This is a genomic window from Alcaligenes sp. RM2, from assembly GCF_052931795.1.
This window is the reverse complement of record NZ_JBRFIO010000001.1, coordinates 928346-953051: the sequence shown is the minus strand read 5'-3', so window position 1 is coordinate 953051 and position 24706 is coordinate 928346. Positions and strand designations below refer to the sequence as shown.

The following is a 24706-nucleotide window of genomic DNA, read 5'->3' as shown; positions in this document are numbered from 1 at the left end:
GATAAACAAATGGCGCGAGCTTGTCGCGCCACTCCAAAATCATCGAGGCTGCAGGTGGCGAGCCAGGAAGCGCTCCATACGCTCGTAAAACTCGAACTTGTTCTCGTCGTTATGGAAGCCGTGGCCTTCGTTATCCTTGACCATGTACTCCACATCCACACCACGCGCTTTCAAAGCGGCAACCATCTGATCACTTTCTGCCTTGTTCACCCGTGGGTCGTGTGCGCCCTGGGCGATAAATAAGGGAGTGCGGATCTTGTTGGCATGTAAAACGGGGGAGTTGGCTTCCAGCAGCTCTTTATCCTTTTCCGGATCACCTACCATGGCGTGCATTTTCACCAGCAAAGGCTTCCAGTACGGCGGGATGGTATTCATGAAGGTCAGCAAGTTGGACACGCCCACATAGTCCACCGCTGCAGCGTACAAGTCCGGGGTTTTGACGATACCGGCCAAGGTCGCGTATCCACCGTAACTGGCGCCGTAAATGGCAATGCGCTTGGGGTCAGCAATCTTTTGATCGATCAGCCACTGAACGCCATCGGTAATGTCGTCCTGCATGCTCAGGCCCCATTGCTTGAAACCCGCTTCCCAGAACTTGCGTCCATAACCGGTCGAACTGCGGAAGTTGATTTGCAAGACGGCGTAGCCACGGTTGGCCAGGAACTGCACCTCGGGGTTAAAGCCCCAGTAATCGCGCGCCCACGGGCCGCCGTGCGGGTTGATGACCACCGGCAGATTACGGCTGGGGACACCCAAAGGCAGGCTCAGGTAGCCGTGAATCTTCATGCCGTCACGTGCCGTAAATTCGATAGGGTGCATGACCGCCATATCGCTTTCCGGCAAGGCACTGTTGATTACAGCCAGTTTGTGCAAGCTATTGCTGTCCACATCGTAAAGGTAGCGTGAGCCTGGATTGCGATCGCTGTAGCTGGCCACAATCATTTTCTTTTCATCGCGTGTGATGGACTGAATGCTGATCTCGTAGCCCGGCAATTGGCGGGCGATGGCGGCGTGGATTTTCTCGCTGTGCTCGTCAAAGAAATGCTGACCGGGTTTGTCGGTGTAATAATCCACTGAAGTCAGCACCTGACGCAGGCGAGAATAGCCAGCTCCCATCAGATCGTGATCGGGTAATTCGTAGATTTTTTCTTCTTCATCCGGCTTGGCAGGGTCAATCAAGACCAAGGCCAAGGTGTCGCGACCACGGTTGCTCAAGGCGTAGAAGCGCTGATTGTCGGCATGAAAAAAGAGGGGGCTGACTTCCGTGCGGAAGTCCGTTTGCAAAATGCTGCGGAACGGCTCGGAATCGCTGTCGCGATAACGCAGTTCGGAATCCACGCCCGAGATCGAAATCGCCATGCGCACCCGACCTTGGTGGTCTGTGCTCCAGCCCAGTACATCACCGGGGTTCTCGGCCGCCAATGTGCTTTCACCGGTCAGGACATTGACCTTGTAGACGTCGAATACTTCCGGATTACGGCCGTTGTGCGACACCAGAATATGCTCCGGGTCGTCCGGCAAATCGTCCTGCACCCCGGCACGTACGCCTTCCAGCGGCGTCAGGTCCGTGACTTTGCCAGTCAGCACGTTCACCGCCAGAACGTGATAGTTCTCATCGCCATTGACGTCCTTGGCATAAATAACGGTTTCATCGCCTTTCCAGAAGTACTCGGCAATATCGCGCTGATGTTCGGCGGTGACGCGGCGAGCCTCGCCCACAGGCTCACTGCCTTTTAACTCTTGCACAAAGATATTCTGACGGGCGGGGTGACCGTCGATCTTGACGGGCTCCATAAAGCCGATCATGCGCCCCTGATCCGAAATCCGGAAACCGCTACGCTTGGGATTCTGAAAGAAGTCCCGAATGTCGTACAGTGGGGGAGTGGTGCTCGCGACGTTATCCGGTATCAGGGCGTGGGCGCCCAAAGAGAGCAAGAGGGACAAGAGCATAAGCAATAACCTATAAAACAGGGTTATGAGGGTGAGACCAGGGACAAGCCTGTATCAATCCCATTACTATATCGGATGATGGTCCCAAGCAAAGGCAAGAACCCTCTGAAAATAGGGCCAGAATGCCAGGGGCAGCTCAAGGACAAGGACAGGCATGACTTCTTTGACTCGTATCGTTTTTCTGGATAGGGAAACACTGTCAGACAGCGTAGAGCTGCCGCAGGTTCCCTTTAAGCATGAACTGCAAGTTTACGGACGTACCGCTCCCGATCAAGTGGCCGAACGTATTGCCGATGCCGACATTGTCATCAGCAATAAAGTGGCACTCCGCCGCGAGCATTTGCAGGCCGCGCCCAACTTGAAAATGATCGCATTGGCCGCCACAGGTAGCGACAATATTGATCTGGATGCCGCCCGTGAACGCGGCATTGTGGTCAGCAATATCCGCGACTACGCCGTGCGCAGTGTTCCGGAGCACGTTTTTGCGCTGATCTTTGCCTTGCGCCGCAATATCTGCGCCTACCGCCAATCCGTCAAGGAAGGCCGCTGGCAAGAAGCCCAGCAGTTCTGTTATTTCGACTATCCCATCCGTGATCTGGCAGGCTCCACCTTAGGGCTGATTGGCTCTGGTTCTCTGGGGCAGGCCGTCGCCACCATGGGTCGAGCCCTGGGCATGAAAGTCATCTTTGCTCAACGCCGTGGCCAGACCATCGTCAGCAATGCGGATGACCGCTTGCCCTTTGAGCAAGTGCTGGAGCAAGCCGACGTCCTCTCCCTGCATTGCCCCCTGACTGCTGAAACACAAAACATGCTGGGCATGGCCGAGTTCGAGCGTATGGCCCCACGCCGCCCCTTGCTGATCAATACCGCCCGTGGCGGGCTGATCGACAATCAGGCACTGGAGCACGCCTTGCGACAGGGCTGGCTGGGTGGTGCAGGCATTGATGTTTGCACGCCCGAGCCACCACCCGCTGACCATATCCTGATGCGCTTGTTAGACTTACCCAATTACATTTTGACGCCGCATATAGGCTGGGCCAGTCAGGAGGCCATGCAGGCCCTGGCAAACCAGTTGATCGAAAACATTGTTGCTTTCCACCGCGGCCAAGCACGCCATACGCTGTAAATAATGACTGATTTAAGCTCCTACCAAGCCAATTTCTCCCTCGCTGGTCGCTGTGCTCTGGTGACCGGCTCGTCCGCCGGTCTGGGCCTGGAAATCGCCCGTGCCTACGCCGCCCATGGCGCCCATGTGATTTTGCATGGTCGTAAGGCCAGTAAACTCCTGCCTCTTGCCAACGAGCTTGCAACTGGCGGTGCCCAGGTTGATACCTGGGAACATGATCTGGCCGATCTGGACTCCTTGCCAGACTCCTATCAAGCCCTGTGCCAGCGCGTCGGCACTCCCGATATTCTGGTGAACAATGTGGGCGTGCGACTACGCAGCCGCTTGCAGGATGCCGATTGGGACGATGTGGAACATTTGCTGAATGTAGACCTGCTGGCCACGCTGAAACTGTCCAAGTACGCGGCCCAAGCCATGCTCAAGGCTCAGACCCGGCACGGCCGTATTGTGACCTTGACCTCCATTGCAGGCCCGCTGGCTCGCCCAGGCGACGCTATTTACCCGGTTGCCAAGCAGGGTCTGGCCGGCATGGTACGAGCACTGGCCGTAGAATTTGGCGGGCAGGGCATTACCAGCAATGGCATCGCCCCCGGTACCTTTGCCACGGAAACCAATGCCGCTCTGGCTCAAGACCCCGTCAAAGGTCCTTTAGTGGTTGGCCGCAACCCCTTGGGACGCTGGGCCAAGCCGGACGAAATCCGCGCTGCCGCTGTGTTCCTGGCCTCTCCGGCTGCTTCCTATGTCAATGGCCATATCGTGGTTGTAGACGGCGGTTTCTCCATTACTTTCTGATTGTTCCCTGACCATGCCGCTACCTCGTCCCATCCGCATCGCGATCAATGGCTATGGCCGCATAGGCCGTTGCCTGCTGCGCGCCATTTACGAATCCCCACGACGCCAGGAATTTGATGTCGTGGTCATTAACGAGCCCGCCACCATAGCCACCATGGCGTATCTGACGCGCTTTGATTCGACCCATGGCGTATTTCCGGCCCAGGTAGAGCACAACGAACACGAGCTGATTGTGGGGGATAAGGCCATCCGGGTGCTGCATGAAACCGACCCCAAATCCATAGACTGGGCGGCGCTGGATCTGGACATGCTGATCGAATGCAGTGGCGCCTTTGGCAGTCGAGCCCAGCTGCAGCAATTTCTGGACGCCGGTTGCCCGCGTGTGCTGCTATCCAATCCCGGCAATAGTGCCCAGGACGTGGATTTCACCGCTGTGCTGGGTATTAACCATGAACAGTTGCAAGGCGACGAACGGATTGTCTCCAACGCCTCCTGCACCACCAATGCCATCATCCCGGTTCTGGCGGAACTGGATAAGACTTTCGGCATACGTCACGCCTTTTTAAGCACGCTGCACTCGGTGATGAACGACCAGCCCATGATCGATGGCTACCACAGCAGCGATCTGGCCCGCACCCGTTCCGCCTTGCAATCCATGATTCCAGTCTCTACTGGGCTGGCAACTGGCGTAGAGCGGCTGTTACCGCAATTAAAAGGCAAAGTTCAGGCCAAATCCATACGCGTCCCTATCTTGAACGTGTCGGCCATTGATCTGATGGTCAACCTGGAACGCGACACCAGCCGGGATGAAATCAACCAGTTGTTCCAGAAAGCGGCGCAGCAATGGCCTGGTATTCTGGACTATTCCGATCAGGCCCATGCCTCGATCGACTTCAATCACAATCCACACTCTGCAGTCGTGGACGGCTCGCAAACCCGAACCAATGGGGATGGGCTGGTCAATATGCTGGTCTGGTTTGACAACGAATGGGGGTTTTCCAACCGCATGCTTGATATTGCCTGTGTGTGGGCTGCGCGCTTCTTGCGCCAGCCGTGAACACCCCATTTTCAAACTGAACTGTCTTCCGAATTCTTACAGGAGCCATGATGAGTACGACACGTATTGAACAGGATTCCATGGGAACCATTGAGGTTCCCGCCGACCACTATTGGGGTGCGCAGACACAGCGCTCGATCCAGAACTTCCCGATTGGCCGAGACCGCTTCCAGTGGGGCCGCAGCATGATCGAGTCGCTGGGCATCCTGAAAAAATCCACAGCCTTGGCCAACCAGGAACTGGGCGAATTGCCCGACGAACTGGCCCAGCTGATTGTCAAAGCGGCTGATGAAGTGATTGCGGGCCAGTGGGATACCGAGTTCCCATTGGTTGTGTTCCAGACCGGTTCTGGTACGCAAAGCAATATGAACGTGAACGAGGTGATCTCCAACCGCGCCATTGAGCTGGCTGGTGGCGAGAAAGGCAGCAAAAAACCTGTCCACCCCAATGACCACGTCAACCGCGGCCAATCCTCCAACGATACCTTTCCCACCGCCATGTACATTGCCGTGGGTCTGGAATGTCATCGCCGCCTGCGCAAAGACGTAGGCCAGTTGCGCGACACTCTGGCCGCCAAAGCCAAGCAATTCAACAGCATTGTAAAAACCGGCCGTACCCACTTGCAAGATGCCACGCCCATCACGCTGGGCCAGGAAATTGGTGCCTGGGTGGCGCAGATTGATTTCGGCCTGCAAACCGTGGACAAGGCTCTGGACGGTATCTACCAACTGGCGATTGGCGGCACCGCCGTGGGTACGGGTCTGAACGCCCACCCTCAGTTTGGCGAACGCACAGCAGCCCATATTGCCAAGATCACAGGCTTGCCATTCCAGGCGGCTGAAAACAAGTTCTTCGCACTGTCGGCTCACGACGCGCTGGTGAACCTGTCTGCTTCCTTGCGCACCTTGGCCGGTGCCTTGATGAAAATGGCCAACGACGTGCGCTGGCTGGCCAGCGGCCCCCGCTGCGGGATTGGCGAGCTGCAAATCCCCGAGAACGAGCCCGGCTCCTCCATCATGCCCGGCAAGGTCAACCCTACTCAGTGCGAAGCGCTGACCATGGTGGCCGTGCAAGTCTACGGTAACGACGCGGCGGTGGGCTTTGCCGGCAGCCAGGGCAATTTCCAGTTGAACGTCTACAAACCTGTGATGGTGCACAATGTGCTGGAAAGCATTGCCCTGATCAGCGACGCATGCCTGGCTTTTGACGAGCATTGCGCTCAAGGTCTGGAGCCTGTCATGGAAAAGATCCAGCACAATCTGGACCAGAACCTGATGCTGGTCACCGCCCTGAACCGTCACATCGGCTACGACAAGGCCGCCTACATTGCCAAGACAGCCCACAAGGAAGGCCTGACCCTGCGTGAGTCCGCCCTGAAATCCGGCTATCTGACTAACGAGCAGTACGATCAGTGGATTGTGCCACTGGATATGACCCACCCAGGCTAAATTCAGCCTCGCTTGTGCTTGAGCGTATTCGCCCCTTCAACGGGGCGACTACGTAAACAGCGTAGCCATTTGTCCCTATGAAAGAGTAGGGGAGTGTTCCATCCCACCTATCTGCCTTTCACTGCCTTATGCGTATAAAGAAAACCTTCAGTTTGTCCTCTGCATTTGCAGCCACCGTGCTGGGTCTGGCCGTAGCCACGGCCTCAGTATCGGCCCAGGCACAATCTGAACCTGTTCCTGCCATCAGCGGACCGGCTGTCTCGGTTGAGACCCTGGTCAGTGGGCTGGAACACCCTTGGGCCATGGCTTTTTTGCCCAATAATGCCGGCATTCTGATTACCGAGCGCCCAGGCCGCCTGCGTGTTTGGACTCAGGAAAACGGCTTGTCCGAACCGATTGCCGGTGTACCTAAAGTCCATGCGCAGTCCCAGGGGGGCTTGCTGGATGTCGCTCTGGCCCCGGATTTTTTCCGTAGCCGTCGTATTTATCTGGCTTATGCCGAGCGCCGCGACAAACAGAACTCGGCCACCACCGTCGGTTATGGCGTGCTGTCGTCGGACTTGAAACGCATCGACGCCTTCCGCCCGATTTTCCGTCAGGAACCGGCCTTGTCCACCGGACAGCACTATGGTGTGCGTATGGCTTTTGATCCCGGGGGACGAGACCTGTATATCGCCCTGGGCGAGAACAATCAGCCGGCCACCGCTCAGCAGCTGGATCACCTGCAAGGTAAAGTCGTGCGTATTCGCCCGGATGGCATTGTGCCGCGCGACAATCCTTTCCGCAGTCAACGTAGTGCCAGAGCAGAAATCTGGAGCTATGGCCACCGCAACCCGCAAGGCATGGCCTGGAACCCTTGGACAAACGAGTTGTGGGTGGCTGAACATGGCCCGCAAGGCGGCGATGAACTGAACCGGATTCAAGCCGGCGCCAACTATGGCTGGCCCTTGCGTACCGAAGGGCAAGGCTATGACGGCAAACCCATTCCCAACGCCAGCCCCACACCGCTTGAGGGGCTGACCGAGCCTTTCCACTACTGGTCAGTCTCGCCCGCCATCAGCGGCATGGCTTTCTATAACAACGAACGCGTCCCGGACTGGCAGCACAGCCTGTTTGTAGGTGCCTTGAAAGAACAAGCTTTGATTCGTCTGGAATTTGATGAAGAGGACGGCCACATCGTCGGTGAAGAGCGCTTGCTGCAAGACTTGAAGCAGCGTATCCGGGATGTGCGTGTCGGGCCGGATGGCGATGTCTATGTGCTGACCGACGAAAGCGACGGCCAGCTACTGCGCATTCAGCCCAAGCCTTGAGCCCTTAAAAAAGGCCGTCACAAGGACGGCCTGTACAGACTGAGCAGTCAGCTCAATTACTTGATCAAGGTTACTGGCACATTCACCAGGCTCAGCACCTTGGTCGTGACCGAACCCAGAACCAGGCCGGGCAGGGCGCTCAAGCCGCGCGTACCCATCACAATGTGATCGATCTGGTTCTTCTCTACATATTCTTTAATCGTTTGGGCGGCATTACCGGCAATAATGCTTTCCTTGATTTTCAGGGGAGAACCGGCGAGTACGGAACGAGCGGGCAGGAGCGCATTGCTGCCTTCGTCCTGGTAGTAAGCCTGCAGCACATCTTCCGAGAAAAAGCGTTTGACGTTACCCGACACGATCGGAGTAGGAACAGCCAGCACGTGCAAAGTGGCTTCTGGTTTGCCCGTTAGGATGTCCACGGCGGTTTTCAAAGCACGAGTGGAAGCATCAGACCCATCGACAGGAACGAGAACATTAAGCATGAAGACCTCTTGTAGTGTGTGAACTGTTTAAGTATGAAGCAATAACTTCTACTAGGACATTACAGAATAAGCGCGCAGACCAGCTTGATCAGTATCAAGACCCACCGCTATTTGCTAAAGACTGTTCTATCATAACCGTATGATCTCGGTATGGATGCCACATCACCCCGTTTATGTGTGGAAAAAAAACAAGCGCCACATCCGGTCGTCCCACCATTCCTTGAGCCCGTTTTTCTTAGGAGATATCCCTCATGAGCTTGAAGCAGCTACTGGTCTGTACGGCCTTGTTCAGTGCCGGTTTCAGCGCCCAGGCGGCCGAGGCCAGCTTTGACTCGGTCAAGGATGTGCTGACCAGAAATGCTTGTTTGTCCTGTCATACCGTAGACAGAAAAGTGGTCGGCCCCGCCTATAAAGACATAGCCAACATGCGCAAGGACGATCCAGCCAACGCTGAAGTCATCGCCCAACATATCCGTCAAGGCAGCAAGGGCGTCTATGGACCGCTGCCCATGCCTGCGAATGCAGCCATTTCTGATGCCGACATCAAGGCGGTGGTGGCTTGGATCATGGCGGGTGCGCCAAAAGAGTAAGCAGGGTGTTTACACGGTGGGAAACGGTCATCCAGGGATGGCCGTTTTTATTGGCTGAACAGGATTGCGGTTGTCCACGCAATCCTGCGATCATCGTTTTGATGGAAAAAGACAAGCGCAGCAGCTGCGGTCAATGGCCAGACTTCAAAATCTCAAAACAATAAAAAACTGGGTGCATCCATAACCAGGCTTTTCGCCATTATCGGATTGACTTAAAGGCTGTCGTCCCCACTCATCTTTTGGGCGTATCGCGCAGGCTGAAAGCTCCAGGCCATGATGGCCACCAATACCGCCATTGCCGCATGCAACATCCAGCCTGCCTGAAAGCCATTACTCATTTCACGCAACTGCACGCTGATCATGGGAAAGAGGGCGGCAATCGGAAAGCCACCGCCTTGCATCAAGGCACTCAAGGTCCCGGCACGGGCTGCATCCGGAAAGTGATCCAGAGCCACCAACAGCAGCAAGGAAAAGCAGCCGCCCAAGCCGATGCCGATAATAATCGCCCACAGATAGGGAGCCATATCGGGAATATAGGCAAAGGCCAGGAAGCCCACGAACTGACACGCCAGCGCCAGCCATACCCACATGCGGCGATCTTTATTCTTGGCCGCCAAGGTAGGCAAGCCAAAGGCGGCAATGGCTTGTGCCACCGACAGGACCGCCACCAGGCTACCGCTGGCTTCAGCCGTCCAGCCCCGGTCTTGATAGAACGTCGCCAGCCAGGTCACCAAAGAGGCATAGCCGCCATTGATCAGGCCAAAACACACAATCAAGGTCCAGGTGCGAGGGCGAGCCAGCAAGGACAAGGACGGAGGCGACAAATTCGCGCCCGGAGCTTCACGCGGCACCACTTTCCAGGCAATCCACAAGGCCACGCTGATCGGCAAGGCCCAGAAAGCCAGCGCGATACGCCAGCTGTCCGTCAAGGAGCTGACCCACGGCGTAATCTGCGCACCCAAAGCACCCCCACCCATCAAGGTCGCGGAGTAAACCCCGGTGACCTGAGCGATATGGCGCGGAAACTGTTCCTTGATCAAACCGGGCATCCCCGCTTGCAGCAAGGACACGCCCAAACCACAGATCAGCGCTGTTGCAATCAGGCTGGCCCCATTAGGCACAAACCAGCGCAGCACACAGCCCAGACACAGCAAGAGCAAGGATGTAATCAAGACATGGCGCAGTGCCAGGACGCGCCGCAAGGAGGGCATGCAGAAAGCGCCCAGTCCCATCACCATCATGGGCAGCAAAGTCAGCCAGGCCAGGCTGCTCAAGGGCATGTTCAACCCTTGGGCCACCTGTCGTGCCAAGGTGCCGCTGGAGGTCAGAAAAGGGCGCAGGTTCAAGCCGACCAGAATGACGAAAGCCAGCCACAAAGCTGGGCTGGCTTGAACACCCGTCGACGACGGGGCAGTCTGAGTAGAAGACATAAAATCGTTATTGTTGTGATTGGAAGAAAAATGCAGCCGCCGAGTCGGCGACGTTTAAGGATTCGCGCCAGCCTGTTCCAGAATCTCGGCCATCTCTGTCTGGCTGCGCTGGCGAGCCAGGCTCAAGGGACGCACTCCCTGACGATCCGGCAGGTTCACATCCGCTCCGGCCTTGATCAGCAAACGCAGCACTTCCTGGTGGTCCGGCCCGCCATCAGAGAGCACAATCGCCTCATGCAAGGCAGTCCAGCCCAAGTAATTCACATGGTTAGGGTCGACCCCCGCCGCCAGTAAAAGGCGCACAACATCGACATAACCGTGCTCAGCCGCTGGAATCAGCGCCGTACCACCATAACGGTTCACGCTACGCAGATCGGCTCCGTTCTCCAGAGTCATGCGCAGGATTTCCAGACGACCTTGTGCCCCCGCGACCAAGTAAGGGCTGTCGTGAATGGAGTCGGCCTGATTGACATCCGCACCGGCACGTATCAACTGCCGGGCAATATCAATATGGTTTAACCAGGTTGCACGTAACAAGGGGCTTTGCCCTTGATCGTCGCTGACACTGACGCTGGCGCGAGCCCGCTTTTCTGAAAGAATCTCGCGCACTTTGGCGCTATCGCCTTGCTCTACCGCTTCCAGCAATACTGTTTGTGACCACACACTGCCACTCCCCAAGGCCAAACTCATCACCATTCCAGCCAGCAAGCTTTGCAGTACTACTTTCATGCGCTTCCCCCCGTCATGGCATTGGCCCCACAGGACCAAACGTTTATAAATAGCATAGATAGGCCTTGGGCAACACCGATTCATAAGCATACTGCTTATTTTCTTACGGATAAGCTTGACCGGCTGCAGCCACATCCAGTTCGGGCTGAGACATCAATCTATCCAGCTCGCTACGCAGATAATTAAGGAACACGCGCGTCTTTTGCGGCATCAGACGCGAGGGGAGCAAAGCCAGAATAGGAAAGGGGGCAAACTCCCAATCCGGCAAGACACGCTCCAGGTGTGCGCAATCCGGATCCAATTTTCGTTCCAGCAAGGAAGAGAAGGTAATACCCAAGTCATGCACGGCCAGCTTGCGCATCATGATGGCGTTATTGACGGTAATGGAACCCTCCACAATCGCGTCATAGCGCTCCTGATTCGGACCACGCAAGGACCAGACTCGATCCGAGCTGGCGGGGCGGGCACAAATACAAGTATGACCTGCCAGTTCAGAAGGATGCTTGGGTCGCCCTTTGCGGTCCAGATAGTTGCGGGTGGCATACAGCCCCAGGCGAATCTGTCCTAACATGGTGGCCACTGCGCTTGAGTCAGGCTGGGCACCCACACGGATGACGCAATCGTAGTTGTCGGCCTGCAAATCAATAGGCCGTATGGTCAGGTCAAACTCCAGCTCAATATCCGGGTACTGTTGATTAAAGCCCCGGATAATGGCGGGCATCAGCACAATGCTGAAACTGGCAGGCATGGAAACCCGCAAACGTCCTTTGGGGGTCTGAGCCACATCCAGCAATTGCTCATGAGCCAGACGAGCCTGTTCGACGACAGCCAGGCAACGCTCAAAATACACTTGTCCCGCGTCGGTCACATCTACATTGCGCGTGCTGCGCTTGAGCAAGGCCACACCCACTTCTTTTTCCAGTTCACGGATACGGCGTGACACGGTGGAAACCGGCATTCCCAGGGCTTGGGCAGCACGGCTAAAGTGGCGGGCACGAGCCACTTCCACGAAGATCGCGATGTCGTTGAGCAGGGGACCGGCAATAATGGTACTCATTTGAATTGTTCCATGAATGGAAATACGTTTGCAATATTAAGGGTTTTTACCAAGTTTAGAAAGGCTCATACTCCATCTAACGATTCGCTAAACACAACAGCGAACCACTGAAAAACACACCGTAGATTTGGAGTAAAGAATGAAAAACATCGCACGCGCAACTATCGCCAGCCTGATTCTTGGTGCCACCGCTTTGAGCGGCACTGCCATGGCAGCTACCAACAATGTCGCTACCGGCGAAAACCTGGACTACCCAGCAATTGAATCGACCGACGCTCCTTTGAGCCGTCAGCAAGTCGTTCAAGAACTGGCTGCTGCTCAAGAGCAAGGCTACATTAGCACGGGTTCCATGGGCGACTACCCACGTATCGATACCCGCTCCGAGCTGAGCCGTGATCAGGTTGCAGCAGAAGCCAAAGACTGGAACAACAACAACGGCACCTTTGTTGCTTACTAAGCTGCTGATTGATCCCTAATTAGTCGTAGTTCCCCCTTGAAACGCCTCTTCGGAGGCGTTTTTTTTATCAGCTGTTGACCTTCCCATCGGGTCAAGCCCTAAAGTGGCTTCATTGACGATCCATTGAAGGGTGATTTCGATGACAAGCAGCGCTTCAAACAAGGGCTCACGCCTGACTTTAGATGTGGAAGGCATGACATGTGCTTCCTGCGTCAGTCGGGTTGAAAAGATTATTGGCAAAGTCCCCGGTGTGCAATCGGCCCAGGTAAATCTGGCCACCAACAAGGCCACCGTGGAATTTGAGGGTGCCGCCCCGGTCGACGCCATTATGCAGGCAGTGGAAAAGGGTGGTTACAAAATTTCCCAGCAAGACATTGTGCTGGACGTGCAGGACATGACCTGCGCCTCCTGCGTGGGCCGCGTTGAAAAGGCCTTGCTGAAGGTGCCGGGCGTACAAAAAGCCTCGGTCAATCTGGCAACCGCCAAAGCGCACGTGCAAGTGGCGCAGGGTGTGAAAGCTCCTGAGCTGATCCAGGCGGTAAGCAAAGCGGGCTATCCCGCCAGCCTTGCCGAAGCGGCTGTCACGAATGACCAGTTCGAGCGTGCCGAACAAACCTACGAAACGCTGCGCAAGCGTTTCTGGCTGGCGACAGTACTGGCCTTGCCCGTTTTCATTCTGGAAATGGGCGGCCATATGGTGCCTGCTTTCCATCACTGGGTGGCCAGCACCATAGGTACACAAAACAGCTGGCTGATCCAGTTCGTGCTGACCACGCTGGTTTTGCTGTTCCCAGGCCGCGAGTTCTACACCAAAGGGATTCCTGTTCTCTTGCGCGGTGGTCCGGACATGAACTCGCTGGTCGCTGTGGGCACCCTGGCGGCCTACAGCTTCTCGCTGGTGGCTACCTTTGCGCCACAGTGGCTGCCTTCCGAATCCGTCTACGTGTACTTTGAAGCTGCCGCTGTCATCGTCGCCCTGATTTTGCTGGGCCGTGTCATGGAAGCGCGCGCCAAAGGTCGCACGTCTGAAGCCATTCAACGCCTGCTCAGCCTGCAGCCGCCTACCGCTCGTGTACGTCGCGACGGTCAGGAAATTGAGCTGCCCCTGGCAGACCTGCATACGGGCGATGTCGTGCTGGTTCGTCCCGGCGAGCGTATCCCCGTTGATGGAGATGTTCTTGCCGGTCAGAGCTATGTGGATGAATCCATGGTGACAGGCGAATCCATTGCCGTGTCCAAATCCCAGGGCGATAAAGTCATTGGTGGCACAGTGAACCAAAAAGGTTCGCTGGAATTTGAGGCTACCGCCGTGGGGCAGGACACCGTACTGGCCAATATTGTTTCCATGGTAGAGCAGGCCCAAGGCTCCAAGCTGCCTATTCAAGCCGTGGTCGACAAAATCACGCTGTGGTTTGTACCCGCCGTCATGACACTGGCCGTCTTGACCGCCATTGTCTGGCTGATTTTTGGCCCATCGCCCGCATTGAGCTTTGCACTGGTCAATGCCGTCGCTGTGCTGATTATTGCTTGCCCATGTGCCATGGGTCTGGCCACGCCAACCTCCATCATGGTGGGGACGGGCCGAGCCGCACAGGCTGGCGTGCTGTTCCGTAAAGGGGACTCTCTGCAAGCACTGCGTGATGTAAAAGTCGTGGCCGTGGATAAAACAGGCACCCTGACCAAGGGCGCGCCCGAACTGACCGATTTTGTCTGCGCACCCGGAGAGAACCAGGATCAGGCTTTGGCAGCGATTGCCGCTCTGGAAAACTACTCCGAGCATCCGATTGCCCAAGCCATTGTCAGCGCCGCCAAGGAAAAGCAAATCACCTTGCCCAAGGCTGAGCAGTTTGAGTCCCTGACAGGCCTGGGTGTCACCGCCCAAATCGGAGCTGACCAATGGCATGTGGGTGCAGATCGCCTGATGACGCAATTAGGGGCGGACCTGTCCGCCTTTACCGAGCAAGCCCAGACGCTGGCGCAGGACGGCAAAACCCCCATGTACGCCGCCCGCAACAAGCAGGTCATTGCCTTGCTGGCCGTGGCTGACCCCATCAAGGAAACCACGCCGCGCGCCATTGAGCAGTTGCATGCCCGTGGCATCAAGGTCGTCATGATTACCGGCGATAACCGCCACACAGCCAATGCCATTGCCCGCCGTCTCAATATTGATGAAGTGGTGGCGGAAGTCATGCCTGAAGGCAAGGTGCAAGCGGTTCAGGCCTTGCGCGATACCCATCAGCATCTGGCCTATGTCGGCGATGGCATCAACGATGCACCCGCTCTGGCTGTAGCAGACGTGGGGATTGCGATTGGCACCGGAACGGACATTGCCATTGAAGCGGCTGATGTAGTCTTGATGTCGGGCGATATGCAAGGCGTGGTCACCGCGATAGCCTTGTCCCACGCAACCATGCGCAATATCCGTCAAAACCTGTTCTGGGCCTTTGCCTATAACGTGGCACTGATTCCGGTAGCAGCAGGCGTGCTCTATCCCTTTAACGGCACTTTGCTCTCGCCCATGTTTGCCGCTGGCGCCATGGCCTTGTCCAGTGTCTTTGTGGTCAGCAATGCCTTGCGTTTGCGACGGGTGAAGCTGAACTAAGGTACCCGCACAACACGTTTCACTACAGCGCAGTAGAACCCGGTGTAAACCAAGGGGTTCTTTCAAGCAGAGAAAAAAATGCCGCCCAACCGGGGCGGCATTTTTCAGCAAAGCGATATTGCCAAACTCATGATCCGGCCTTCACCGATCAGGCTTTCAGCGTATAACGCAAAATCTCCACGATTTGCTCGGGGCTAGTTGCCCAGGCCTGCGCACTGGCATCCACTTCTTTCAAGGGGTGGATGATGTCTTCGGCGTGCAACGTCACGTACGGTTTGCCCAGGGCGGCACAGAAACCGGCATCAAAGGCAGCATTCCACTGTTTGTACTTGTCTCCAAAACGCACCACGACCAGATCCGCCTGTTCAATCAGGGTTCTGGTACGGATGGCATTGATTTTGGAGGATTTGTGATCACGCCAGAAACCTTCGCTGGCCGGTCCCAGGTGATCGCCAGCGGCATCGCTGGCATCGTGATCGGTAACAGGGCTGGTAAAGGTAATATCCAATCCAGCGGCCTTTGCACCTTGAGCAATCTGCTCGCGCCAATCCGTGTGAATTTCGCCGGACAGATAAACGGTGTAAGTCATTACATACTCCATAAAGAAAAGCCGGACGCCTCTTTAACAGGCGCCCGGCGCATTCAAACCCACCCAACAGTAGCATATTGAGCGGCACCTAACAGCAGGCAAACGCGATAGCCCTTATTCGCAAACGCATCAGGGGGGGGGCTAAAGAAACGGGTTTCTTTATGAAGCCTGTGGATCAGCGAATCGGGATGGCAACTGGACGCAGCGGAGCCGCATCACCGCCCCGGATCTTGAGCGGACCACCAATAAAGGCAAACTCATAGACCTTGTCCTTGGACAATTCATCCAGGGCAATCAACTCAATGATCGGTGCACCTTGTTGAGCCAATAGATAGGTATGCAAGGGGACGTAGTCATCAGGCACCTCGGAAGGGAAGGTTTCAAAGCTCAAATTGTCCGCACCCACAATCATCGCACCGCCTTCCTCCACCAGATAACGAGCAGCATCCAGACCCATGCCGGGCGGCGCGTTCATGTAGGCTTTAGGATCATTAAAGAGCTTCATGCGGCCCGTGCGGATCAGGACAATATCGCCTTCTTTCAGCACCGTTTTCTGACGGGCCAGTGCATCCTTCAAGTCCTGGCGTGTGATGCGGTATTGGTCGGGCAGCATGTCTACGCCTTTGGCGGCGGCCACATCAATCAAGACGCCACGGGCGATCAAGGGCGGAAATTTCTCGATGCCAGTACGGTTCCAGCCACGGTCACCCAGATGCTCATCAGCCTTGAAACCATTCCAGATCTTTCCATGAATGCCGAAGTGATTCAGGGCATCAATATGGGTGCCTGTATGGCTGTACATGGAAAAAGCCGTGCCTGTGTAGCTACGAACCGCGTTCATCTCATCGCCAACTCCCATCGGGTCATCCACTGCGGTACCACGGGGGGTATGGGTCATCCAGAACTGATAGTGCGGGTCTCCCGCGTCCTGCCAGCTGGGCATGCCCAGGTAGTAGTCAGTTGCCAGGTCATAAACTTTGCTGCCATCCAGACGGGACAAGATGGCAGCCCGGGAAGCAGGAGTGATCAGGTTCAAGCGACCAATTTCATCGTCCGGCCCCCAGGGGCTGATGCCCACTTCCTGAGCACTAAGGGGCAAAGGGTTGCTCGCTGGGTGAGTGGAATGAGCCAGAGAGACGCTCATGCTGCTTGCACCAACCAGCAGTAAACCGAGAAGACGGTGAGAAAAACGAATCGACATGGATGTCCTTTTATGAAGCGTAGATAAGAAAGAAAGGGGCAGCGCTTACAGCAAAGCGCGCAAACGGCTTTTGAGCATTTCGGTGGATTGGGTCTGCAAACGGGCCAACACTTGGCCGGTCTCGCGTGAGGAGACTAATAAAGTGGGGATGGACTGGATCCCTAGCCGTACCGCTTCGGCGCGATCGGTTTGAACTCGCTGCTGCGCGATATCGCTATCCATAGCATTCAGAAAGGCCTCACCATCAAAGCCTTGCGCAATGGCGACCTCCAGTAGCGTGTCCATATCGCCGATATTGCGACTTTCTGCCAGATGCGCACGCTGCACCGCATCGAAGTAATCCCAATGGGCGTTATCGCCAGAAAGTAGCTGCGCCGCCTGACACGCCCGAGCGGACAACATTCCATGGGGATAGTCGAAGTTCTGTGCTCGCATGCCCTCGATATTGATGGACTGCGTATCGTCGTGTTGGGCGCAGGCGGCCCAGTGGCCCAGGATTTCACGTTTGGCGCGCTCCATGGAGCCGAAGGCTTGCAGCATCTGCTCGCGGCTGTCTTGCAGAACAAAGGTATGGTGGCGGACCTGGATGCCCAGTTCGGCGGCAACTTGCCGCAAGCGTGGCGACATGACATAACACCATCCGCAGACGGCATCATGGAAGAAATCAATAATCAGGGGGGAGACAAGCGGCTGGGTCGGGTGTGTTTGATCGTGCATTGTGATGTCCTTGTAAGATGGTCATCACAATAGCGTTCCCCGGAGTGGAGAATAAGCACGTGGCGGTGCAGACAGTTTTTACTCCGAGTTCATAAAGGTCTGTTTACAGGGCGTTGGACATGGCATGGGGCAGTTGGTCGGCCAGATAATCCACGAAGGCTTTGACCTTGGGTTGCAGGTGGCGATTGGTCGGATACACGGCGTAGATATGGCGGGGCTCATTCACGAACTCGGGCAAAACGCGTTGCAACTGCCCGCAAGCAATTGCTGGATCTGCCAGAAAGGAAGGCAGGGCGCCAATACCCAAACCGGCAATCAGAAAGTCGCGCAGCATCAGGCTGTTATTCACTTGACTATGCTCACCTGAGAACAGCAAAGCCGTACCACTGGGGGTGTGCTGTTGAGGATTGCTGTCGAAATCACTATCAAAAGCAAGGCCCTGAGTATGTGCCAGGCTATAGCTGATCATTTTGTGATTGCGCAGATCCTGCAAGGTCTGAGGCAGGCCATGCTGCTTCAAATAGGTGGGGGCGGCGCATAATTTTTGCTCGATGGTGGCGAGGCGACGAGCAATCAGGGTGGAATCATCCAGGCTGCTACGCAAACGCACCGAGACATCAAAACCATGAGCCACGGCATCCACGATCCGGTCTTCCATCACCAGCTCCAGCTTCAGTTCCGGATACTTGTGTAGAAAATCCGTCATCAATGGCGACAGGACGCTAAGTGCAAACGACAAGGGGGCATTCACGCGCAAGGTCCCCGTCACGCGCTGGGACTGCTGTTTGACCGAGCGCTCCAAAGCGTCCAGCTCATCCAGTATCCGACAGCATTCGGCATAGTAGCTGCGGCCAGTCTCCGTCAGACTCATGCTGCGCGTAGTGCGCTGGATCAGCACCGTATCCAGATGCGCTTCCAAGGTACGCAGTTGCTTGCTCAAACCCGCTGCGGATATCCCCAGATCCTCCGCGGCTTTGGCAAGTCCGCCCAGCTCCACAATGCGCCGGAAGGTGCGCATGACATTAAAAGTGTCCATAAGGGATAGGTACTCCAACAATCAGCTATAGCAAGGCTTGGGCGGGGAGCATGTCTGAAAACAGGAACGCAGCCCCCACAGGAATCGTATCCTACCGCATTGCCGCGGGCTGTCTGCATCTGTTTTCTTGTCTCGAAGCGGGTGCTTTATTTCCAACCCAGGCTATGGGATTGCTCCAGAGCCTGGTGACGCTGATCATCATCCGCATGCAGATAGATATTGGTCGTAGCGATAGACTCATGGCCCAAAGTGTCACGGATGATACGTAGATCCACCCCTTGATCAGCCAGGTGAGAACCCGCCGAGTGACGCAGCCAGTGAGCCGAGGCCTGCTCCAGAATACGGGCCTGGGACTCCTGATCGGGATGCAGACTCCGTAAACGATCCGCACTACCTTGAAAAACCTGTTTGACCAAAACATGCGCCATGGCCCGCGTCAAATGCTTGTCGCTGGCACCGGCGGGCATTAATAAAGGATAGGGCTCCAAAGCCTGGGGCGGTCCTTCCAGCCCATGCGCTTGTCGGTAGCGCATCAATTCGCCGTACAGCTCTTGCGTTAAAGGCACACGACGCCATTTATCGCCCTTGCCGTGGATATGCAGCCACCATTGAGCCGTCGTTCCCGCATCAACACGTTCCTGAACATCGGCCATACGCGCCTGAACCAGTTCGGAAATGCGCAGGGCGCCGCCATAAAGAATGGAAAAGAGCCAACGTACGCGGGCTTTGTAGCGCAACTCGCTCTGCGTATCTTCAGGAAGGGCCTGGATGTAATCCTGTACCCAACGCCATTGCAACCGGGTCAAGTACCGTTGCTGGGGGGCGGTGGTTTTCTTTTGACGTCGGCCCTGATGAGACAAGGCCAAAGGATTGCCCGCCAAATACCCCGCCTGCACCAGCCAGCTAAATAAAGAGTTCAGAATCAATAACGCCTGATTCCGGCTGCTTTCAGACAAGGGCCCCGCAAATGGCCGCCATGCCGCATGGTGACGGGCAGGGCGGGAGCGCCCTTGAACCACCCAGCGATGAGCGGGTTGAGGGTCCGCCAGAAACAAACGATAGGCCAGGATGTCTTCCAGGCTAAGCGAGGACAAGTCCTTGTGACGCTCCAATACCGCCCATAACAAGAGGCGCTCCGCCTCCTTGCGGTAGTTCGCATAGGTGCGTGGACTATCTATATAGCGCGCCAACCAAGCCCGCAACGCCTCTATATCTGTTTGCGCCTCAATCTGTGCACGTCCGCCGATAGACCGGTTGGCCCCTTGCCGCCCGTCAAAACGAGCCAGCAATTGAGCAATATCGTCCGATCCCAGGTCGGTTGAGGGCGAAGTGTTGGCTATTTCCATGAATAAGCAGAAAAACGAAGGCGATAAGAGAGCAGGGAAGGGCTTTCAAACCCGTGCCTGTGCCAATCAGTCTGTTTAGGGTCAGATATTTGACATTATAGAGATAATGTCAAATTATAAAATCCTATTTGTTAATAATTTTATATATTACGTTGTATTATTAATTAAATTATCAACAAAGGTGGAAAAATGGAGCAAAACCAGCCAAACGAGGGGCAAATCCTGGCCGATGTTGCCCAATTACGTGATCGCTTCAGCCATACGCAGACTTTGTACAAAGAAGTGGCCGCACTCCTGTTTTTCCGCTATGGCGTCACACCTACGGCCAACAAGCTGTACCAATTGGTGCGCAAAGGCAGCATGAGCGCTCCGGCTCAGGCACTACAGACGTTCTGGGAAGATTTGCGGGATAAAAGTCGAGTTCGGCTGGATGTGGCCGACATGCCCGAAGAGCTACAAGCCCTGACGGGGGATCTGCTGGGTCGTATCTGGCAAGAAGCGATGGGGCATTCGAAACAGCAGATGCTGCATTACCAGACTCAGGCTGATGAACGCGTCGCACAGGCTCAAGCCCAAACCCTGGAGGCCCAACAGGCACTGGAAGTAGAGCAGGGCGCCTTGAAAAATGCCCAAGCCCATATAGAAAAGCTGAAAGAAGAACTACAGGCAGCAAGTCAGGTACAAGCAGCTCTGAAACAAGACTTGCTGCACGCCAAACAACGTCAAAACGAGCTGGAAACCGAAAAACAATTGGTTCAACAAGAACTGCGCCGCCAAGGTGAGCAATTCACCCAGGACTTGGAGCGGCTGCAAAAGGCTATTGAGCTGACCGAAGAACGCGCCCAGGCCAACGAGCGCCGTGCTTTACTGGAAATCGATAAGGAACGCTCCATTCAAACGCGACTGCGTCAGCAAATAGAAGAGGCCGAGCAAGCAAACAAGACCCAGCGTCAAGCTCACGAACAGGAGCTGAACAAACAGCAGGATCAAATGCAGAAACTGCGCCAGGAGTTGGGGCAAGAGCAGGGCGAGCGCCGCGCGATGCAAGCGGCTATGGATATCAGCCATAACTTGGCCAAAGAGATGCAGGGGCAATTGCAAATGTTGCGTACTCGCGCTGCTTTGCTGGAGCGGGAGAATGAAGAGGCGCGCAAAACAGCCCAACGACTCAGCCAGGAACTGGAACAAGCCCAAAGCCAGCCTGTACGCCCCCTGCGGTTGAAGCGACGCCTGATCAAGAACGATCCTGAACAATAAAATCTATTTAGCAGCCTATGCCAGCCATCCGTAAGGCTGATTTGCTGCACTTTCAATCGCCTGGATAGACCACTGCGTGTAACGGTCTGTTTTAGCGCAAACGATGCACAGAAGGCTTATGCTAAGCTTTTGCCCATGCTGCGCGCACCCATTTCATCTCGCAAAACAATAGGCTGGCTTTTATTAGTCGGCCTGATGGTTTTTTTTGCCAGCATGAGTGTGAGTAGCAGCTTTGCCGCACACGCCACGATTCAAAATACGGATCGCAGCACTGTTCAAGCGCAACATGCCTCGTCGGGGCAATCTCACCATAGCGCTCCCAACCATTGCAGCACTCCAATGAAAAGTGGTTGCTGCGCTTGTCTGGCGACGCAGGCTCCACCACCTGAAGCGGTGGCATTACAGCCCGTTTTCCCTCCCGTCCCCCTGCATCAAAACTACGTCTCCCGGCTGATTGGCCCCGCCCAGCCACCTCCGCGCTCGTCCTGATCATCTCGTTCTAATTGCCGCCCAAGCGCTAAAAGCCTGTGCTGATCCAGCCTGGGTGGTACGTGTGTATTGATGATTGATAGGGATAAACCCATGAAGCGACGCGATTTTTTTAAACTGACTTTGGGTGCCAGCCTCTTGAGTAGCCTGCCTATGCGAAGCTGGGGGCAGGGCATGATGGGGCACCACGGCTCCATGTCTGAAGGTATGCCCGGTCACGGCATGAGCACCCGCCCAGGCCTGATGCCCATAGAAAAAATGCCCGCTGGCCAGGCTCTGCAAGCTCTACCTGTACTTAAAAACAGTAGTCAGAAAAAAGGGCTTTTCCAGGCCAAAATTACTGCTGCTGCCCATCAACGCGTTCTGGCAGATGGAAAAAGCACCGAACTCTGGCTTTACAACGGCCAAGCTCCCGGCCCGCTGATCGAACTGTATGAGGGCGACCAAGTAGAAATCGAGTTTGAAAACCAGCTGGATCAGGCCACTACCATCCACTGGCACGGTTTGCCGGTTCCCTCTGATCAGGACGGCAACCCACAAGACGCGGTGATGCCAGGACAAAGCCGCTACTACCGCTTTACCTTGCCCGAAGGCTGCGCCGGTACGTACTGGTATCACCCACACCCTCATGGCAAAAGCGGTGAGCAAGTCGCCCACGGATTGGGCGGGACAATTATTGTCCGCTCTCCCAAAGACCCATTGAAAGACTACACGGAGCAACACTGGGCCATTAGCGATTTGCGGCTGGACATTAATGGCCATATTCCGGCCAACACAGGTCCTGATTGGATGAACGGCAGGGAAGGGCAGTTCGTGCTGCTGAATGGTCAACGCCAACCCCTTATCCAGGCCAGCACAGCAGAACGCATCCGTGTCTGGAACTCGTGTTCTGCCCGTTATTTGAAGCTGCACATCCCCGATGCCCGTCTGGTTCAAGTCGGTACAGATGGCGGACTGATAGAACAAGCCTTGGCAGCGGTCGAGTCGATTTTGTTGGCCCCGGCCGAACGGGTGGAGTTCTTTATCCAGGCGGATAACGATCTGGATAGCAGCTTGCAAGCACTGTATTACGATCGGCAAAAGATGATGGTGCAGGAAAGTCCTGAAACCCTGACGCTGGCAACACTGAAAATCCGCCATCAGGAAATCGAACTGCCCAAGCAATTACGCACAATCCCTGCCATTCCAGCAGCCGCCAGTACCGCAAAAGTCGTATTCAGCGAAGTCATGCCCATGAACCATGACATGCAGTCTGGGCACGGCGCTGGTATGACAGCCTCATCCGGGATGAACCACCAGGGTATGGCAGGCATGGACAACGATATGATGCCCGGCATGGCTGCCATGCGTTCCATGTTCCGTATCAACAATCAGGTCTACGACATGGACCGCATCGACCTGCGTTGCCCAACAGGGCAGTGGCAGTACTGGGATGTGATTAACGATTCCCATATGGACCATCCTTTCCATCTGCACGGCACACAGTTTCAGGTATTGGCGCGCCAAACCGGGATGCAGTCCGTACCGGAGGCGTTCCGGGCCTGGCGCGATACGGTCAATCTGCGCCCCAATGAAACAATCCGCTTGGCGTTCCGCCAGGAATTGCCGGGCCTGCGCATGTTCCACTGCCACATTCTGGAGCACGAGGACCTGGGCATGATGGCGCAGCTAATGGTGGAGTAGCCTGACCGCTGATGTAGAGCCTTGAAAACATCCGCCCTGCAAGCCTGTGTGCCAGCAGGGCGGACAAAGCAGTCCTGCCTGAAAAAAACCCGGCGTCGCCTGCATTACAATACCGCTTTTGAATTTCTCATTTTCAGCGGAGCACGCGCCATGAGCCTGTTGGGCACCCCTTTATCGTCGTCGTCGGACAAAATCATGCTCTTGGGCTCGGGAGAGCTGGGCAAAGAAGTACTGATTGCGCTGCAACGCCTGGGGGTAGAAACCATAGCGGTGGACCGCTACGAGAACGCACCTGGTCAGCAGGTCGCCCATCACTCGCGCACCATCACCATGAGTGATGCCGAACAATTGCGCGCCCTGATCGAAGAAGAAAAGCCCACCCTGGTTGTGCCCGAGATTGAAGCCATTGCCACCGGCGTGCTGGAAGAACTGGAAGCCCAAGGCAAGGTACGCGTCATTCCGACGGCCCGTGCCGCTCGCCTGACCATGGACCGCGAAGGCATCCGCCGCCTGGCCGCTGAAACCCTGGGTGTTCCCACCAGCCCCTACCAGTTCTGCGAATCGCTGGAAGAGCTGCAAGCCGCTATCGACGACAAGATTGGCTACCCTTGCGTCGTCAAACCCTTGATGAGCAGCTCGGGCAAGGGTCAAAGCAAGATCAGCGGCCCGGACGATGTTGCCAAAGCCTGGGACTACGCCATGGCGGGTGGCCGCGTCAGCCAATGCCGCATCATTGTTGAAGGCTTTATCGACTTCGACTACGAAATCACCTTATTGACTGTCCGTGCCGTAGGCGCAGACGGCCAGATCGAAACCCAGTTCTGCGATCCCATCGGCCACAAGCAGGTAGATGGCGACTACGTTGAAAGCTGGCAGCCCCAGCCCATGAGTCCCGCGGCTCTGCAAAGCGCACGCGATATTGCCCAAGCCGTTACCCAGAACCTGGGCGGCCAGGGCTTGTTTGGCGTTGAGCTGTTCGTGAAGGGCGATCAGGTCTGGTTCAGTGAAGTCAGCCCCCGTCCACACGACACCGGCATGGTCACCATGGCCACCCAATGGCAGTCAGAATTTGAACTGCATGCACGCGCCATTCTGGGCCTGCCTGTGAATACCGCCTTGCGTATGCCAGGCGCCAGCGCCGTGATCTACGGCGGTGTAGATGCAAAAGACGTGAATTTCCTGAATGTGGCTGAAGCCTTGCGCATCCCGCAAACCGATATCCGTCTGTTCGGCAAACCCGAGAGCTTTGAAAAGCGCCGCATGGGTGTCGCATTGGCCGCAGACGCTGATCTGGAAACGGCCCGTGCAAACGCCCGCCAGGCCGCGGCCACCGTAAAAGTCCAAGCCCGCTAAAACAA

General features: G+C 55.9%; 22 protein-coding genes. 11 read left to right on the top strand and 11 right to left on the bottom strand.

The window, feature by feature from the left end; all coding sequences use genetic code 11:
• Positions 1–39: 39 nt before the first annotated feature.
• Complete coding sequence (locus ACU6HM_RS04375; protein ID WP_446763377.1) at positions 40–1950, bottom strand: prolyl oligopeptidase family serine peptidase; 1911 nt, start codon at positions 1948–1950, stop codon at positions 40–42.
• Positions 1951–2104: 154 nt separating this feature from the next.
• Here ACU6HM_RS04375 and ACU6HM_RS04370 point away from each other — a divergent pair, with 154 nt between their 5' ends.
• The 5 genes from ACU6HM_RS04370 (at position 2105) to ACU6HM_RS04350 (ending at position 7683) form a co-directional block, all read left to right on the top strand.
• A complete protein-coding gene (locus tag ACU6HM_RS04370; protein WP_115633653.1) occupies positions 2105–3076 on the top strand; it encodes a D-2-hydroxyacid dehydrogenase in 972 nt (323 codons plus the stop codon).
• 3 nt (positions 3077–3079) lie between these two features.
• A complete protein-coding gene (locus ACU6HM_RS04365) occupies positions 3080–3868 on the top strand; it encodes an SDR family oxidoreductase (RefSeq protein ID WP_250755686.1) in 789 nt (262 codons plus the stop codon).
• A 13-nt stretch (positions 3869–3881) separates the two neighbouring features.
• A complete protein-coding gene (locus ACU6HM_RS04360; RefSeq protein WP_250755688.1) occupies positions 3882–4925 on the top strand; it encodes a type I glyceraldehyde-3-phosphate dehydrogenase in 1044 nt (347 codons plus the stop codon).
• A 50-nt stretch (positions 4926–4975) separates the two neighbouring features.
• Positions 4976–6373, top strand: coding sequence for a class II fumarate hydratase (gene fumC / locus ACU6HM_RS04355; protein WP_009453975.1), 1398 nt, complete (start codon positions 4976–4978; stop codon positions 6371–6373).
• Between the two features lie 128 nt (positions 6374–6501).
• Positions 6502–7683: a PQQ-dependent sugar dehydrogenase gene (locus tag ACU6HM_RS04350; RefSeq protein ID WP_446763376.1), complete on the top strand. Its 1182-nt coding sequence runs from the start codon at positions 6502–6504 to the stop codon at positions 7681–7683.
• 56 nt (positions 7684–7739) lie between these two features.
• Here the strand turns inward: ACU6HM_RS04350 and ACU6HM_RS04345 are convergent, their stop codons facing one another.
• Complete coding sequence (locus ACU6HM_RS04345; RefSeq protein WP_009453980.1) at positions 7740–8165, bottom strand: universal stress protein; 426 nt, start codon at positions 8163–8165, stop codon at positions 7740–7742.
• Between the two features lie 251 nt (positions 8166–8416).
• Between ACU6HM_RS04345 and ACU6HM_RS04340 the strand changes: the two genes are divergently transcribed.
• Positions 8417–8755: a c-type cytochrome gene (locus ACU6HM_RS04340; RefSeq protein WP_336974398.1), complete on the top strand. Its 339-nt coding sequence runs from the start codon at positions 8417–8419 to the stop codon at positions 8753–8755.
• 212 nt (positions 8756–8967) lie between these two features.
• On the opposite strand, the gene ACU6HM_RS04335 is transcribed toward ACU6HM_RS04340, so the two are convergent.
• From ACU6HM_RS04335 to ACU6HM_RS04325, 3 genes are all read right to left on the bottom strand, one after another.
• The gene (locus ACU6HM_RS04335; RefSeq protein ID WP_446763375.1) at positions 8968–10185 is read right to left on the bottom strand and encodes a cyanate transporter; all 1218 of its coding nucleotides are present in this window, start codon (positions 10183–10185) and stop codon (positions 8968–8970) included.
• A 54-nt stretch (positions 10186–10239) separates the two neighbouring features.
• The gene (locus tag ACU6HM_RS04330; protein ID WP_081055306.1) at positions 10240–10914 is read right to left on the bottom strand and encodes an ankyrin repeat domain-containing protein; all 675 of its coding nucleotides are present in this window, start codon (positions 10912–10914) and stop codon (positions 10240–10242) included.
• A gap of 103 nt (positions 10915–11017) precedes the next feature.
• Positions 11018–11971 carry a LysR family transcriptional regulator gene (locus tag ACU6HM_RS04325; RefSeq protein ID WP_009453987.1) on the bottom strand — a complete coding sequence of 318 codons (954 nt, stop codon included), beginning with the start codon at positions 11969–11971 and terminating at the stop codon, positions 11018–11020.
• Positions 11972–12110: 139 nt separating this feature from the next.
• Here ACU6HM_RS04325 and ACU6HM_RS04320 point away from each other — a divergent pair, with 139 nt between their 5' ends.
• Positions 12111–12428, top strand: a complete 318-nt coding sequence (locus ACU6HM_RS04320; protein ID WP_446763374.1) for a DUF4148 domain-containing protein — start codon at positions 12111–12113, stop codon at positions 12426–12428.
• Positions 12429–12443: 15 nt separating this feature from the next.
• Here ACU6HM_RS04320 and ACU6HM_RS04315 read toward each other — a convergent pair whose 3' ends face one another.
• Positions 12444–12623 (bottom strand): hypothetical protein, encoded by a 180-nt coding sequence (locus ACU6HM_RS04315; RefSeq protein ID WP_021446589.1) that lies wholly within the window; start codon positions 12621–12623, stop codon positions 12444–12446.
• On the opposite strand from ACU6HM_RS04315, the gene ACU6HM_RS04310 reads away from it, so the two are divergent.
• Entirely contained in the window at positions 12622–15030 is a 2409-nt protein-coding gene (locus ACU6HM_RS04310) for a heavy metal translocating P-type ATPase (protein WP_425541733.1), read from the top strand. The genes ACU6HM_RS04315 and ACU6HM_RS04310 overlap by 2 nt on opposite strands.
• Positions 15031–15178: 148 nt before the next feature.
• Here ACU6HM_RS04310 and ACU6HM_RS04305 read toward each other — a convergent pair whose 3' ends face one another.
• The 5 genes from ACU6HM_RS04305 to ACU6HM_RS04285 all read right to left on the bottom strand — a co-directional run bounded on the left by ACU6HM_RS04305 (position 15179) and on the right by ACU6HM_RS04285 (position 19919).
• Complete coding sequence (locus ACU6HM_RS04305) at positions 15179–15619, bottom strand: YtoQ family protein (protein ID WP_060185080.1); 441 nt, start codon at positions 15617–15619, stop codon at positions 15179–15181.
• A 175-nt stretch (positions 15620–15794) separates the two neighbouring features.
• Positions 15795–16763, bottom strand: a complete 969-nt coding sequence (locus ACU6HM_RS04300; protein WP_371477525.1) for a cyclase family protein — start codon at positions 16761–16763, stop codon at positions 15795–15797.
• 102 nt (positions 16764–16865) lie between these two features.
• Positions 16866–17537 (bottom strand): DsbA family oxidoreductase, encoded by a 672-nt coding sequence (locus tag ACU6HM_RS04295; protein ID WP_446763373.1) that lies wholly within the window; start codon positions 17535–17537, stop codon positions 16866–16868.
• A 103-nt stretch (positions 17538–17640) separates the two neighbouring features.
• Positions 17641–18573, bottom strand: coding sequence for a LysR family transcriptional regulator (locus ACU6HM_RS04290; protein ID WP_353639488.1), 933 nt, complete (start codon positions 18571–18573; stop codon positions 17641–17643).
• 146 nt (positions 18574–18719) lie between these two features.
• On the bottom strand, positions 18720–19919 hold the full coding sequence (locus ACU6HM_RS04285; RefSeq protein ID WP_446763372.1) for a tyrosine-type recombinase/integrase: 1200 nt from the start codon (positions 19917–19919) through the stop codon (positions 18720–18722).
• A gap of 189 nt (positions 19920–20108) precedes the next feature.
• Here ACU6HM_RS04285 and ACU6HM_RS04280 point away from each other — a divergent pair, with 189 nt between their 5' ends.
• The 3 genes from ACU6HM_RS04280 to purT all read left to right on the top strand — a co-directional run bounded on the left by ACU6HM_RS04280 (position 20109) and on the right by purT (position 24701).
• Positions 20109–21176, top strand: a complete 1068-nt coding sequence (locus ACU6HM_RS04280) for a DNA-binding protein (protein WP_446763371.1) — start codon at positions 20109–20111, stop codon at positions 21174–21176.
• Between the two features lie 582 nt (positions 21177–21758).
• On the top strand, positions 21759–23348 hold the full coding sequence (locus tag ACU6HM_RS04275; protein WP_446763370.1) for a multicopper oxidase family protein: 1590 nt from the start codon (positions 21759–21761) through the stop codon (positions 23346–23348).
• A 150-nt stretch (positions 23349–23498) separates the two neighbouring features.
• The gene (gene purT / locus ACU6HM_RS04270; protein ID WP_009454002.1) at positions 23499–24701 is read left to right on the top strand and encodes a formate-dependent phosphoribosylglycinamide formyltransferase; all 1203 of its coding nucleotides are present in this window, start codon (positions 23499–23501) and stop codon (positions 24699–24701) included.
• Positions 24702–24706 lie beyond the last annotated feature (5 nt).

Coding starts and splice junctions, on each gene's coding strand:
- ACU6HM_RS04375 (WP_446763377.1), bottom strand. CDS start 1,950: ATGCTCTTGTCCCTCTTGCTCTCTTTGGGCGCCCACGCCCTGATACCG.
- ACU6HM_RS04370 (WP_115633653.1), top strand. CDS start 2,105: ATGACTTCTTTGACTCGTATCGTTTTTCTGGATAGGGAAACACTGTCA.
- ACU6HM_RS04365 (WP_250755686.1), top strand. CDS start 3,080: ATGACTGATTTAAGCTCCTACCAAGCCAATTTCTCCCTCGCTGGTCGC.
- ACU6HM_RS04360 (WP_250755688.1), top strand. CDS start 3,882: ATGCCGCTACCTCGTCCCATCCGCATCGCGATCAATGGCTATGGCCGC.
- fumC (WP_009453975.1), top strand. CDS start 4,976: ATGAGTACGACACGTATTGAACAGGATTCCATGGGAACCATTGAGGTT.
- ACU6HM_RS04350 (WP_446763376.1), top strand. CDS start 6,502: ATGCGTATAAAGAAAACCTTCAGTTTGTCCTCTGCATTTGCAGCCACC.
- ACU6HM_RS04345 (WP_009453980.1), bottom strand. CDS start 8,165: ATGCTTAATGTTCTCGTTCCTGTCGATGGGTCTGATGCTTCCACTCGT.
- ACU6HM_RS04340 (WP_336974398.1), top strand. CDS start 8,417: ATGAGCTTGAAGCAGCTACTGGTCTGTACGGCCTTGTTCAGTGCCGGT.
- ACU6HM_RS04335 (WP_446763375.1), bottom strand. CDS start 10,185: ATGTCTTCTACTCAGACTGCCCCGTCGTCGACGGGTGTTCAAGCCAGC.
- ACU6HM_RS04330 (WP_081055306.1), bottom strand. CDS start 10,914: ATGAAAGTAGTACTGCAAAGCTTGCTGGCTGGAATGGTGATGAGTTTG.
- ACU6HM_RS04325 (WP_009453987.1), bottom strand. CDS start 11,971: ATGAGTACCATTATTGCCGGTCCCCTGCTCAACGACATCGCGATCTTC.
- ACU6HM_RS04320 (WP_446763374.1), top strand. CDS start 12,111: ATGAAAAACATCGCACGCGCAACTATCGCCAGCCTGATTCTTGGTGCC.
- ACU6HM_RS04310 (WP_425541733.1), top strand. CDS start 12,622: ATGACATGTGCTTCCTGCGTCAGTCGGGTTGAAAAGATTATTGGCAAA.
- ACU6HM_RS04315 (WP_021446589.1), bottom strand. CDS start 12,623: ATGCCTTCCACATCTAAAGTCAGGCGTGAGCCCTTGTTTGAAGCGCTG.
- ACU6HM_RS04305 (WP_060185080.1), bottom strand. CDS start 15,619: ATGACTTACACCGTTTATCTGTCCGGCGAAATTCACACGGATTGGCGC.
- ACU6HM_RS04300 (WP_371477525.1), bottom strand. CDS start 16,763: ATGAGCGTCTCTCTGGCTCATTCCACTCACCCAGCGAGCAACCCTTTG.
- ACU6HM_RS04295 (WP_446763373.1), bottom strand. CDS start 17,537: ATGCACGATCAAACACACCCGACCCAGCCGCTTGTCTCCCCCCTGATT.
- ACU6HM_RS04290 (WP_353639488.1), bottom strand. CDS start 18,573: ATGGACACTTTTAATGTCATGCGCACCTTCCGGCGCATTGTGGAGCTG.
- ACU6HM_RS04285 (WP_446763372.1), bottom strand. CDS start 19,919: ATGGAAATAGCCAACACTTCGCCCTCAACCGACCTGGGATCGGACGAT.
- ACU6HM_RS04280 (WP_446763371.1), top strand. CDS start 20,109: ATGGAGCAAAACCAGCCAAACGAGGGGCAAATCCTGGCCGATGTTGCC.
- ACU6HM_RS04275 (WP_446763370.1), top strand. CDS start 21,759: ATGAAGCGACGCGATTTTTTTAAACTGACTTTGGGTGCCAGCCTCTTG.
- purT (WP_009454002.1), top strand. CDS start 23,499: ATGAGCCTGTTGGGCACCCCTTTATCGTCGTCGTCGGACAAAATCATG.